The organism is Pseudomonas sp. TZ252 (genome assembly GCF_056110345.1).
In genome coordinates, this window is the sequence record NZ_CM148566.1 from 2,405,385 (window position 1) to 2,417,733 (window position 12,349).

The following is a 12,349-nucleotide window of genomic DNA, read 5'->3' on the forward strand; positions in this document are numbered from 1 at the left end:
TGTTGCGGCGGTACGGGCGACAGGACCAGCCGGATTTTGTTTCGGGCTATTGCTCCCCGGCCGCCGTTTTTTCGCCCGCCGCGTCTGGCTCGCGGGTCGGCGCCAGGGTACACCTTCGTTGCCGGGGACGACAGGCATGCACGCGGATCGGCGCGCGAAGATCCGCCCGGCGACCCGGGAAGCACAACGCAGAGCCTCGCCGAAACGTCTGTTACAGTTTTTTTCAGCCCACCGATCAAGCACTTGCGGATGCTAGTCTGCGGGTCTGCGAGGCCGCCCGGTCGCCGCGTCTGCCGACCCATTCCCCGAGCGAGGACCGCCGCCATGCATGCCGTCGATTTCATCCAGGACCTCGCCGTGATCATGCTGGTGGCGGGTGTGGTCACTATCCTCTTCCACCGCCTGCGCCAACCGGTGGTCCTCGGCTACATCGTCGCCGGCTTCATCATCGGCCCGCACACCCCGCCCTTCGGACTGATCCACGACGAAGACACGATCAAGACCCTGGCCGAACTCGGGGTGATCTTCCTGATGTTCTGCCTCGGCCTGGAGTTCAGCCTGCGCAAGCTCTTCCAGGTCGGCGCCACGGCGTTCATCGCGGCGTTCCTGGAAATCGTCCTGATGATCTGGATCGGCTTCGAGATCGGTCGCTTCTTCGAGTGGAGCACCATGGACTCGCTGTTCCTCGGCGCGATCCTGGCGATCTCCTCCACCACCATCATCGTCAAGGCGCTCGGCGACCTGAAGATGAAGAACGAGCGCTTCGCCCAACTGATCTTCGGCGTGCTGATCGTCGAGGACATCCTCGGCATCGGCATCATCGCCCTGCTGTCGGGAATCGCCGTGAGCGGTTCGGTGGAAACCGGCGAGGTGTTCTCCACGGTCGGCAAGCTCAGCCTGTTCATGATCGTCGCGCTGGTCGTTGGCATCCTCCTGGTGCCACGCCTGCTGGCCTACGTGGCGAAGTTCGAGAGCAACGAGATGCTGCTGGTCACCGTGCTCGGCCTGTGCTTCGGCTTCTGCCTGCTGGTGGTGAAGCTGGAATACAGCATGGTGCTCGGCGCCTTCCTGATCGGCGCGATCATGGCCGAGTCGCGCCAGTTGGTGCAGATCGAACGATTGATCGAGCCGGTCCGTGACATGTTCAGTGCGATCTTCTTCGTCGCCATCGGCCTGCTGATAGACCCGAAGATCCTCGTCGAGTACGCCTGGCCGATCGCCCTGATCACCGTCGCGGTAGTGCTCGGCAAGATGTTCTCCTGCGGCATGGGTGCGTTCATCGCCGGCAACGACGGACGCACTTCGCTGCGGGTCGGCATGGGCCTGTCGCAGATCGGCGAGTTCTCCTTCATCATCGCCGCCCTGGGCATGACTCTGAAAGTCACCAGCGACTTCCTCTACCCGGTGGCGGTAGCGGTCTCGGCCATCACCACCCTGCTCACCCCGTACCTGATCCGCGCCGCCGACCCGCTCTCGCAGCACCTGGCCAACGCCATGCCGCAGCGCATGGCGAGGATCTTCGGCCACTACGGCGACTGGCTGCGCAGCATCCAGCCGCAGGGCGACCGTGCGGTGCTGGCGGCGATGATCCGGCGCATCTTGCTGCAGGTCGGGGTGAACCTGGCGCTGGTGATCGCGATCTTCCTCGCCGGCGGTTATTTCGCCGATACGCTTTCCGCCTGGATGAGCCAGTGGGTCGCCTACGACGGGCTACACAAGGCATTGATCTGGGGCGGCGCGCTGCTGGTCTCGCTGGCCTTCCTGATCGCCGCGTACCGCAAGCTCAAGGCCCTGTCGATGCTGCTGGCCGAACTCGGGGTCAAGCCGGAGAAAGCCGGACGCCATACGGCGCGGGTACGTCGGGTGATCTCCGAGATAATCCCGCTGCTGTCGCTGGCCGGCATGATGGTGCTGCTGGCGGCGCTCAGCTCGAGCATCCTGCCGCCGGGCGAGTTGCTGGTCGTAGTGGTGCTGGTCGCCGGCCTGGTGATCGCAGTGCTCTGGCGCTGGCTGATCCGCGTGCATTCGCGGATGCAGATCGCGCTGATGGAAACCCTCGACCAGGAAAAGGGCAGCCACTGAGAGCCAAGCGATCCCGGCCTGCCGTCGAATCGGCGGATAACCACGCTGCGGTTATTCGCCCTCGCCTGCACCTGGTGTCGCTATCGGACCCTTTGCCCTGAAGGATCGGCGGATTTCCGCTTATCCATACTCCCGGTCGGCGGACTCCCGCTCGGCCAAGACCACCCCGCTCCTCTTCCAACCCAGTCCCCACGCGGCTTTCCCGCGTTGGCACGGCACCTGCTATCGAGCCATCCAATACGTCGCCCTCGCGATGTGCCGGTGTGCTGCGCCCTGATCAGCACATCCAAGACAACAACGAAAAGAGGAAACACGATGGAAAGCGCCAACGCCATTTCCGCGTCTGCCCAGCCCCGCACCACTTCGCAACGCATCAAGTCGATCTTCAGCGGTTCCGTCGGCAACCTGGTCGAGTGGTACGACTGGTACGTCTACGCCGCCTTCTCGCTGTACTTCGCAAAGGCATTCTTCCCCCAGGGCGACATGACCGCCCAACTGCTGAACACCGCAGCTATCTTCGCCGTGGGCTTCCTGATGCGCCCGATCGGTGGCTGGCTGATGGGTATCTATGCCGACCGCAAGGGCCGCAAGGCGGCGTTGCTGGCCTCGGTGCTGCTGATGTGCTTTGGCTCGCTGATCATCGCCCTGACCCCCAGCTATGAAACCATCGGCGTCGCCGCGCCGATCCTGCTGGTGGTCGCGCGCCTGCTCCAGGGCCTGTCGGTCGGCGGCGAATACGGTACCTCCGCCACCTACCTGAGCGAGATGGCGAACAAGGAACAGCGCGGGTTCTTCTCCAGCTTCCAGTACGTGACCCTGATTTCCGGCCAGCTCATCGCCCTGGCGGTGCTGATCGTCCTGCAACAGACCCTGACCGTAGAACAACTGGAAAGCTGGGGCTGGCGCGTACCCTTCTTCATCGGCGCGCTGTGCGCAGTGGTGGCGATGTTCCTGCGTCGCGGCATGGAAGAGACCGAGTCCTTCTCGAAGAAGAAGGAAGAGCCGAAGGAAAGCCTGCTGCGCACCCTGCTGCGCCACCCGAAGGAAGTGCTGACCGTGGTCGGCCTGACCATGGGCGGCACCCTGGCCTTCTACACCTACACCACCTACATGCAGAAGTACCTGGTGAACACGGTAGGCATGAGCAAGACCGATTCGACCATGATCTCGGCTGCCACCCTGTTCCTCTTCATGCTGCTGCAGCCCATCGTCGGCGCCCTCTCCGACAAGATCGGTCGGCGGCCGATCCTGATCGCCTTCGGCGTACTCGGCACCGTCTTCACCTACCCGATCCTCAGCACACTGCACAGCGTCGACAGCTGGTGGGGAGCGTTCTTCCTGATCATGGCGGCGCTGGTGATCGTCAGCGGCTACACCTCGATCAACGCGGTGGTGAAGGCCGAACTGTTCCCCACCGAGATCCGCGCCCTGGGCGTCGGCCTGCCGTATGCCCTGACCGTGTCGATCTTCGGCGGCACCGCCGAATACGTTGCCTTGTGGTTCAAGAGCGTCGGCCTGGAGAGCGGCTTCTACTGGTACGTCACCGCCTGTATCGCCTGCTCGCTGCTGGTCTATGTGTTCATGAAGGACACCCAGAAGCACTCGAAGATCACGACCGATTGATTGAGCCTCGTGCTCATGGCCCCGACACACTCCGGGCCTTTTTATCCACAGGACGGCGACCTTCGGGTCGCCGTCCTGCTTTTTGGCGCGGCAACCGACTCCCCCACACCCGCCGACTGTTGGTCTACGGCACGGCATCCCGACCGGAGCCCTAGGGCGCGCAACGCCGGCGGCGTAATCATCCGGTGTCCCTGCGTTCCACGGCGGATAACCGCAAGCGGTTATTCGCCCTGCGGCTCGTCATTCCGGCGGGGCTGGAACCTTGGCGCGCAAACGCCGATCTCCTCGCGTTCCCACGGTGGAACAGCGCAAGGGGCCTGCCGTCCCCAGGCAGCGAAGCCCCGTCTGCGAGACCTACCGGGAATAAAAAAACCGCGCTCGAAGGCGCGGCTCTTTTCGTTGTCAGAAAACCGCCTCAGCGGCGCTTCTCGATCTTGAAGAAGAACATCTTGGTCGCCTGGCGGGCGACGATCTTGCCACCACTGACACGCGGCTCGAAACGCCACTTGGCCATGGCCTGGCGCACTTCACGGTCGAACATGCGCGACGGCACCGACTCCAGCACCTGGATGTCGTCAATGCGGCCATCGCTGGTGATGGTGAACAGCACCTTCACCCGGCCTTCGATACCCCGGGCCTGGGCCATTCGGGGATAGACCGGAGGATCCATGCGCAACGGCTTGATGTCACTGTCGTTGAGGCTGCCGCTGGGCAGGCCGGCCGGACCTTGCGAGCCGCTGGGCGCGGTCTGCGCGCCGGGCGTGCTCTGCCCGACGGTAGGTGCGGGCGGCGGCGGGGCGGCGCTGGACGGGCTGGGCTGACTGGATGCCTCCGTGCTCGGCTCGGGTTCCGGCTTGGGTTTGGGTTCCGGCTTCGGCTTGGCCTTCGGAATGGCGTTTTCCACCGGTTTGGGCTTGGGTTTCGGCTTGGGCTTGGGTTTTTCCACCGGCTTCGGCTTCGGCGGCTCCGGCTTGGGTTCCTCGATCTTCGGCGGCGTCGGCTCCGGCGCGGCAGCCGGCGGCTGCGGGGTCGGCTCGGCCTTCTTCTCGAGCTGGACGAAATTCACCTGCATGGTCTTCGGCAGTTCGCCGTGGCCAAGGTTGAGTTCGGCCGGGGTCGGCATCACCCACACCAGCGCACCGATGATCGCCACATGCATCGCCACCGCCGCGCCGGAGGACAACCACCAGCGCGACTTGGGCGGCTCGCCGGGGACGTCTTCGGGATCGCTGCCATGGGCGTAGGGGATCAGCACTTCCTCGACCGCCACTTCCTCGTCGCGGCGCGCACCGGAGCAGTCCACCACGCGCAGGTTGGGTTCTCCGCGCTGGGCATTCACGCATGGCAGGGACTCGCTTTCGTCTCCCTGGGCGGGAGCGGTGGGGTGGTCTTCGGCGAGCGCGGCCAGCGAAAAACGGTCAGGCGACCGTGAAGGCTGTGGCGACATGAGGGCGACCTGCGGAGAAGTGAAAGGTAAGGAAGTAGAGTCTTCTGATAATTATTATCATTCAGTCGCGTCCTCAGGGCAACCTTGGCGGATCATTCCGCGACCATCCGACACGCCAGGAACGTCTCTTCGAGCGCCTCTTCATCCGCGCCTGCGGCGAGGATCAGTTCCAGCCGATTATCCCGCCGCCACGAGGACTTGCCCCAGTTATCCACAAACGGCGCGGCATTCGCTGCATACCAACCGTCCGCGCAATGCAGCACCGCCTTGGCCCGCCGCAGTCCGGACAAACGGCTCAGCCAGGCGTCCACTGCGACCCGATCGAAACGCACCGACGGCGCCAGCCGCCAGCCGATGGCCAGTTGGCCGTCCTGCTCGCGCACGGCGCGCAGCGGTCGCTCGGCGGGCAGCACCGTTCCCAACTGAGCAGGCGCGTCCGGCAGGGCCGCCCAGGTCGTCGCGCTACCTTCCCCGGCAACGCTGGTCGGCAGATCGCGCAATGCCAGGTGACCGCGCACGCTCCAGCGCAACGGCAGGACCGGCAGGCGCGCACGCACGGCGCAGCGCTGCGTCGCGTCGAGCGTTTCGGATTTGTTCAGCAGCAACATGCCGGCCGCTTCCAGCGCCTGTTCCTGTGCCTCCGGCAGCGGTTGGCCGGAGGCCAGCGCCGCGGCATCCAGCACCACTACCAGGGGTTGCAGGGCCAGGACGCCGGACCAGGGAGGAGCCTGCAGCTGTTTCCACAGCGCCTGCGGATGTCCCAACCCGGAGGGTTCGATGAACAGCCGGTCCGGCCGTGCCCGACGCAACAAGCGACCGAGCCCCACCTGGAACGGCACGCCATTGACGCAGCAGAGGCACCCGCCCGCCACCTCGCCGATGGCCACGCCGTCGACGTCCGTGGCCAGCAGCGCGGCATCCAGGCCGATCTCGCCGAACTCGTTGACCAGCACCGCCCAGCGCTCGCCCGCCGGCTTCTGCGCCAGCAGCGAGCGGATCAGGCTGGTCTTGCCGGCCCCCAGGGGGCCGCCGATCAGGTGTGTGGGTATCTCTCGAAGCATCTGCGCAACCGGAATGTGAAAGCCTGTGGATCAATGCGGTCCTTGCCTGCGGGGAGCCAGGCCCCGTGCTAGAGTCGCGCCCATCTGCAATGGAGTCCTCGCATGCGTCCGTTCCTGTTCTTCCTGTCCTGCCTGCCGGGCCTGGCCCTGGCCGAAGCCTGCATCGTCCATAGCCAGGCGAAGAATCTCGACGTGAAGGTCTGCCAGCAGAACCGCAGCATCCCGGCCAAGCTGTTCCACGAAGGCTTCTGCCAGCCACAACTGCAGGGCCAGAAGGTCGAGGTGACGTTCGCCGAGGAGTGTCCGACGGGCGCCTTCGGTGTCTGCCGCGACGCCAGGGTACCCAACGCGCCCTATCGGCAGGACATCTTCTACTACGGCATCGCGACCGACGCACGCTACCTGGAGCCGTTCTGCGCCAGCCAGAGCCAAGGTCGCTGGGAAGAGCCTAGCGCCGCGAAAAAGCCCTGAGCGCGTCATCAGCCTGTCACAGCGTCAGGGCTAAATGGGAGTCGGGTACCTCAGCACCCTTCGTCCCCATCCCCAAGGTAGGACGACTTTTTGGTGATAGGCCATCTGCGGATGGCCTTTTTTTATTCCTCGAAAGACACTTGTCCACAGGCTCAGGCAAGCCAGTCCAGGGTCAACAGCAGGCGCGCCAGCCCAGGCTCCGCTCGCGGCGAGCGATGCACCAGCCCGGCACCTTCGTTACCCTCCCAGCGTTCGCCCTTGAGCAGCGCCACGTCGCCCGTGGACAAGCTGTGGATAAGCTGTTCGTCGACAACTTCGGCCTGCGCTCCGCCAAGCAGCCGACGGTCCAGGCCGGACTCGTCCAGCCATTCGCTGGCGGCGCCCTGGTAGGTGGTGACCAGCCGCAGCGGCACGTGGTCGACGTGGAAACGCGGGCACATCGGTTTATCCAGAACGCGCAGGCGCAGGCCGATACGCCGCGCCCCGGTCAGGCAGGAGAAGGCCTCGACCAGCCAGCCCAGGTCGTCGAGGAAATCGGTTTGTCCCGGCAGTTGCTGCGCGTCGAGCAGGCCGTCCAAGACGGGTAGCCGTTCCTCTTCCATCTCCAGCGTCTGGCTCAGCGCCAGTCCCGGCCGGTTGCGCACCAGGGCGGCGGCGAAGTCGCGCAGCGCCGGGCTCAACCGGCGTGTCCAGACCGCCAGGTTGACGCCCTCGCGAAGCACCTCGGCCAGCACCTGGGGGTCGTCATCGAACGCCTGGCACGGCAACGGTTTTTCCTGCGGCAGTGCGCTCATGCGGCGTGCCCCCAGTCCTCGAAGGGGTCGTCCAGGCCCTGCCAGCCGGGGATGCCCAGGTTCATCTCGGCGTCATCCAGCAGGCAGGCGTCCAGGGCTGCGCGCAGGGCCGCGAAGTCCAGGTTCTGACCGATGAAAACCAGCTCCTGGCGACAGTCGCCGACGCCTTCCTCCCAGTGCCGCATGATCGCCCGCAGGCCCTCTTCGTCCTGTGGCCACTGTCCGGTCGGCACGAAGCGCCACCAGCGGCCCGCCAGGCCGTAGCGCATCAGGCCGCCGGCCTGCGACCAGCTGCCGGCCTCGCGGGGCCGGCTGGCGAGCCAGAAGAAGCCCTTGGAGCGCAGCAGCCGCCCCTGCTTCAGCGGATTGTGCAGGAAGGCGTGGAAGCGCGCGGGGTGGAACGGCCGGCGCGCCCGGTAGGCCATGGAGGCGATGCCATATTCCTCGGTTTCCGGCAGGTGCTCGCCGCGCAGTTCCTTCAGCCAGCCCGGCGCGGACGCCGCGCGATCGAAATCGAAGCGACCGGTATCGAGGATCTTCGCCAGCGGCACCTGACCCATCACCATCGGCAGGATCTCCGCCTCGGCATTGAGCTGGCGCAGGATCGCCAGCAGTTCCTCGCGCTGCTCGCTGGAGATCAGGTCGATCTTGCTGACCAGGATCACGTCGGCGAATTCGACCTGGTCGATCAGCAGGTCGGTGATCGAGCGCTGATCCTCCTCACCGAGGGTTTCGCCACGACTGGCCAGGCTGGCGGCCTCCTGGTAGTCGCGGAGAAAATTCATCCCGTCGACCACCGTGACCATGGTATCCAGTCGCGCCACGTCGGACAGGCTGCGGTCCAGCTCGTCGCGGAAGGTGAAGGTCTCGGCCACCGGCATCGGTTCGGAAATCCCGGTGGACTCGATCAGCAGGTAGTCGAAGCGGCCTTCCCGGGCGAGACGGCCGACCTCTTCCAGCAGGTCTTCGCGCAGGGTGCAGCAGATACAGCCGTTGCTCATCTCCACCAGGCGTTCTTCAGCGCGGTTCAGGCTGACATCGCGCTGGACCTCGCTGCCATCGATATTGATTTCGCTCATATCGTTGACGATCACCGCAACCCGTCGGTTCTCGCGGTTCTTCAGCAGATGGTTGAGCAGCGTGCTCTTGCCGGCGCCGAGAAAGCCGGACAGCACGGTGACAGGTAGGCGTTGGTTCACGGTTGGTAACCTCTTCAGTTGTGCCGCACGTGGCGTTCGCGCTTCTCCTGGCGCTCTTTCGCCTCGATGCAGAGGGTGGCGGTGGGACGCAACAGCAGGCGGCGCAGGCCGATCGGCTCGCCGGTTTCCTGGCACCAGCCGTAGTCGCCGCGGGCCAGGCGCTCCAGCGCTTCGTCGATCTTGTCGAGCAGCTTCTTCTCCCGCTCCAGCAGGCGAAGTTGCCATTGCCGCTGTTCCTCGCGGGAAGCCAGGTCGGCCTCGTCGCTGGGGCGTTCGAGATCGCGCAGCTCGCCGAATTCGCCTTCGATGCGCGCCTGAAGTTCCTGGCGCTGACGCAGCAGCAGGTCGCGGAAGAAGTCCTGCTGGGCTTCGTCCATGTAGGCAGCGTCGGGCTGGGCAAGCAGTTCCTGTTCGGTCATGGGCTGAACCTGGGAAATTTAAAACGTTATACTATAACAATTAACACCACAATCGATGGCCCGCCAATCGCCTTCCGGCTACCCTGGGCCCACGTCATCCCGGGATCCACCGATGCGCCGCGTCCTCCGCCTTTACTGCCTGGCCCTCCTGCTGCTCGCTCCGGCGGCACAGGCGCAGGGCTTTCTTCCCGGCACCCGCCCGGCGGAATGCGCCTACCTGCGTACCGTTCTGGCCTGCATGGATCGGCTGGGCAACCACTACAGCGTCGCCACCGGCGGCAACGACACCTGGCTGCGCGGCTACGACGCGGCGAGCGGACGACGCTGGGCCCAGACCAATACGCGCTACGGGCGCCTGACCTTCTTCAGCGGCATCGCCAGCGATGGGGAAATCTGGGTCGGCCTCAGCCGCAACATCGGCTGGACCAGCGTCAGCCGCCTGAGCAGTTCATCGGGCCAGCGCCAACGCCTGACCTGCGGGCGGGTCAGCGGCTGCAGCGAAGGCCCTAGCCGGGAGGCTGCGCGCTGAGCGCCGCCAGGTAGCTGCCGGCGGGAGGGCGTTGCCGGAAGTAGCCCTGCACGCCAGCGAAGATCGCCTCGGCCAGGCGCTGGCGATGGTGTTCGTCCATCAACCGGCGACAATCGCCGCGATTCGAGATGAAGCCGGTCTCCACCAGGATCGAAGGGATGTCCGGCGACTTGAGCACGGCGAAGCCGGCCTGCTCGACACGCTTCTGGTGCAGCGCGGTGACGTCCGACAACTGGCCGAGCACGCTGTGGCCGAGGTCCAGGCTGCTGGCGATGGTCGAACTCAGGGCCATGTCGAGGATCACCCCGGCGAGTACCTTGTCGCGCCCCTGTAGTGGCAGGTTACCGCTGTTGCCGATCAGGTCGGCGCCGTTCTCGCGCTCGGCCATCCAGCGCGCCATGGTCGAGCTGGCGCCATGCTCGGAGAGGGCATATACCGACGCGCCGGAGGCGGTCAGTCGCGGCGCCGCGTCGGCGTGCACCGAGACGAACATGTCGGCGTTGTAGCGCCGGGCCACTTCCGGCCGCTTGCGCAGCGGGACGAACACGTCGCCGTTGCGCACCAGGCGCGCCTTGAAGCCTTTCTCACGGTCGATCCGCCGCGCCAGCAGGCGGGCGATGGCCAGCGCCACGTCCTTTTCGCGCTCGCCCTTGCTACCGACCGCGCCGGGGTCCTTGCCGCCATGGCCGGCATCGACCACCACGAGGATGTCGCGGCCCGTCGAGGGTAGCGGGCGGGCCAGCGCCAGCATCGGCTCGGGGGGTGCCGCCAGCGCCTGTGGATAAAGGTCCAGGACCAGGCGATGGCCCTTTCCCGCCTGCGGTTCCAGGGCGAAGCTGCGCGGCCTGACCGCCTGGCGCAGATCGAGGACGATGCGCGTCCCGCCGCCACCCAGTTGGCCACTGCGTATGGCGCGCACGGGGCCGTCCAGCGGCAGCTCGGAGAGCGTTGCGAGCAATTGCGCGTCGGGCAGGTCGAGGATCAACCGCTCGGGGGCCTGCAGGGAAAAGGTTCGATAACGCGGCGGGCCGTCCAGTTCCAGCACCAGGCGCCAGCTTTCCGAGGAATTCCAGGCCCGGGCCTGGCGGATTCGTACATTGGCGCTGGCGGCCAGGAACGGCTGGAGGGCCAGGCCGGCGAGCAGGCTTTGCAGGAGACGACGGCGCTTCATCGACGAAATACCCGATTGCAAGGGTCGGTATTAGCTAATACGTTATATTATAACATTCAAGCCATTTCCAGGCCTTGCCTGCCCTTCTTCGAGTTCTCCATGAATGCCTTGACGCTTCCCGATATCGCCCGCCAGACCACCACCGCCGATCTTCCCCTGGACTGGGTCGGCATGCAGGGCATCGCCCTCCCCGTGCAGATCGGCGGGCAGAGGGTCGCCGCCGAAGCCGATGCCGGTGTCAGCCTGGACGACCCGCAGGCCCGCGGCATCCATATGTCGCGCCTCTACCTGGCGCTGGCCGAACTGGAACAGGGCGAGCTGGACCTTTCCCGCCTGCGCGCCGTCCTGCAACGCTTCCTCGACAGCCACGCCGGCCTGTCGCGTCGCGCCTACCTGCGCCTGCGCCTCGCGCCACTGCTGCGGCGTCCGGCGCTGGTCAGCCCGCTGAGCGGCTGGAAACGTTATCCACTGGTGCTGGACACGCGCCTGGAAGGCGATGACTTCCAGGCCGAAGTCCATCTCGAGCTGACCTACTCCTCGACCTGCCCCTGTTCGGCGGCACTGGCCCGGCAATTGATCCAGGAGCGCTTCGACCAGGACTTCGCCGGACAGCCACTCGATCATGCCAGCGTGCTTGCGTGGCTCGGCAGCAGCGCCGGCATCGTCGCCACCCCGCACAGCCAGCGCAGCAGCGCCCACCTGCGCATCGGCCTGGCGGAAGACTGCATCGGACTGCCCCTGGAAGAGCTGGCGGATCTCGGCGAAAGCGCCCTCGGCACCGCGGTGCAGACTGCGGTGAAACGCGCCGACGAGCAGGCCTTCGCCCTCGCCAACGGACAGAACCTGATGTTCTGCGAAGACGCGGTGCGTCGGCTGCACCGCGCCCTGCAGGGTTATCCACAGGCGAGCCGGTTCTCCGTACGGGTCGTCCATGCGGAAAGCCTGCATGCCCACGACGCCGTCGCCGAAAGCCACTGGCAGCGAGGTGCCGCATGATCCGCAAGAATCCCTCCGGCGACCTGCCGGTGATCGACGAATCGGCCTATGTGGACAAGACCGCGATCATCTGCGGCAAGGTGATCATCCAGGCCAACGTCTTCGTCGGTCCCTACGCGGTGATCCGTGCCGACGAAGTCGACGCCGACGGCGGCATGCAACCGATCGTGATCGGCGCCAACTCGAACATCCAGGACGGCGTGGTGATCCATTCCAAGTCAGGTGCCGCGGTGACCATCGGCGAGCACAGCTCCATCGCCCACCGCTCCATCGTCCACGGTCCTTGCGAAGTCGGCGACCGGGTCTTCATCGGCTTCAACAGCGTGCTGTTCAACTGCCGGGTCGGCGATGGCTGCGTGGTCCGCCACAACGCGGTGGTCGACGGCTGCGACCTGCCAGCGGGTTTCTACGTACCGTCCACCGAGCGCATCGGTCCGCGCACCGACCTGGCGAGCATGCCGCGGGTCAGCGTTTCCGCCAGCGAGTTCTCGGAAGACGTGGCGCGCACCAACGTCGACCTGGTACGCGGCTACAAGTCGCTGCAGAACGAGTTCTGA

The 12,349-nt window shown here is 65.9% G+C and carries 12 protein-coding genes; 6 read left to right on the forward strand and 6 right to left on the reverse strand.

What is annotated here, in order from left to right:
• The first annotated feature begins 324 nt into the window (after positions 1-324).
• Together ACYAF3_RS11065 and ACYAF3_RS11070 are read left to right on the forward strand one after the other, a co-directional pair.
• Entirely contained in the window at positions 325-2,082 is a 1,758-nt protein-coding gene (locus ACYAF3_RS11065) for a cation:proton antiporter (RefSeq protein ID WP_003099684.1), read from the forward strand.
• A 315-nt stretch (positions 2,083-2,397) separates the two neighbouring features.
• Positions 2,398-3,705 carry an MFS transporter gene (locus ACYAF3_RS11070; protein WP_003097074.1) on the forward strand — a complete coding sequence of 436 codons (1,308 nt, stop codon included), beginning with the start codon at positions 2,398-2,400 and terminating at the stop codon, positions 3,703-3,705.
• 415 nt (positions 3,706-4,120) lie between these two features.
• Here ACYAF3_RS11070 and tonB1 read toward each other — a convergent pair whose 3' ends face one another.
• A complete protein-coding gene (tonB1, locus tag ACYAF3_RS11075) occupies positions 4,121-5,152 on the reverse strand; it encodes an energy transducer TonB1 (protein WP_003121399.1) in 1,032 nt (343 codons plus the stop codon).
• A 92-nt stretch (positions 5,153-5,244) separates the two neighbouring features.
• The gene (locus ACYAF3_RS11080; RefSeq protein ID WP_116349988.1) at positions 5,245-6,213 is read right to left on the reverse strand and encodes a CobW family GTP-binding protein; all 969 of its coding nucleotides are present in this window, start codon (positions 6,211-6,213) and stop codon (positions 5,245-5,247) included.
• A 102-nt stretch (positions 6,214-6,315) separates the two neighbouring features.
• Here ACYAF3_RS11080 and ACYAF3_RS11085 point away from each other — a divergent pair, with 102 nt between their 5' ends.
• Positions 6,316-6,684 carry a hypothetical protein gene (locus ACYAF3_RS11085; protein ID WP_003121401.1) on the forward strand — a complete coding sequence of 123 codons (369 nt, stop codon included), beginning with the start codon at positions 6,316-6,318 and terminating at the stop codon, positions 6,682-6,684.
• A 152-nt stretch (positions 6,685-6,836) separates the two neighbouring features.
• On the opposite strand, the gene ACYAF3_RS11090 is transcribed toward ACYAF3_RS11085, so the two are convergent.
• Genes ACYAF3_RS11090 through dksA form a run of 3 tightly spaced genes read right to left on the reverse strand, consistent with a single transcriptional unit; the run spans position 6,837 to position 9,096 of the window.
• The gene (locus ACYAF3_RS11090; RefSeq protein WP_003099676.1) at positions 6,837-7,478 is read right to left on the reverse strand and encodes a DUF1826 domain-containing protein; all 642 of its coding nucleotides are present in this window, start codon (positions 7,476-7,478) and stop codon (positions 6,837-6,839) included.
• Positions 7,475-8,677 carry a zinc metallochaperone GTPase ZigA gene (gene zigA / locus ACYAF3_RS11095; RefSeq protein WP_003146840.1) on the reverse strand — a complete coding sequence of 401 codons (1,203 nt, stop codon included), beginning with the start codon at positions 8,675-8,677 and terminating at the stop codon, positions 7,475-7,477. Before zigA ends, ACYAF3_RS11090 begins: the two co-directional genes overlap by 4 nt.
• Before the next feature lie 14 nt (positions 8,678-8,691).
• Entirely contained in the window at positions 8,692-9,096 is a 405-nt protein-coding gene (dksA, locus tag ACYAF3_RS11100; protein ID WP_003097086.1) for an RNA polymerase-binding protein DksA, read from the reverse strand.
• Between the two features lie 112 nt (positions 9,097-9,208).
• Here dksA and ACYAF3_RS11105 point away from each other — a divergent pair, with 112 nt between their 5' ends.
• On the forward strand, positions 9,209-9,625 hold the full coding sequence (locus tag ACYAF3_RS11105) for a hypothetical protein (RefSeq protein ID WP_003097088.1): 417 nt from the start codon (positions 9,209-9,211) through the stop codon (positions 9,623-9,625).
• On the opposite strand, the gene ACYAF3_RS11110 is transcribed toward ACYAF3_RS11105, so the two are convergent.
• Complete coding sequence (locus tag ACYAF3_RS11110; protein ID WP_016264008.1) at positions 9,603-10,796, reverse strand: N-acetylmuramoyl-L-alanine amidase; 1,194 nt, start codon at positions 10,794-10,796, stop codon at positions 9,603-9,605. The two genes, ACYAF3_RS11105 and ACYAF3_RS11110, sit on opposite strands and share 23 nt — an antisense overlap.
• A gap of 99 nt (positions 10,797-10,895) precedes the next feature.
• Here ACYAF3_RS11110 and folE2 point away from each other — a divergent pair, with 99 nt between their 5' ends.
• Both folE2 and ACYAF3_RS11120 read left to right on the forward strand, forming a co-directional pair.
• Positions 10,896-11,792 (forward strand): GTP cyclohydrolase FolE2, encoded by an 897-nt coding sequence (folE2, locus tag ACYAF3_RS11115; protein ID WP_003146842.1) that lies wholly within the window; start codon positions 10,896-10,898, stop codon positions 11,790-11,792.
• Complete coding sequence (locus tag ACYAF3_RS11120; RefSeq protein ID WP_003099663.1) at positions 11,789-12,349, forward strand: gamma carbonic anhydrase family protein; 561 nt, start codon at positions 11,789-11,791, stop codon at positions 12,347-12,349. Before folE2 ends, ACYAF3_RS11120 begins: the two co-directional genes overlap by 4 nt.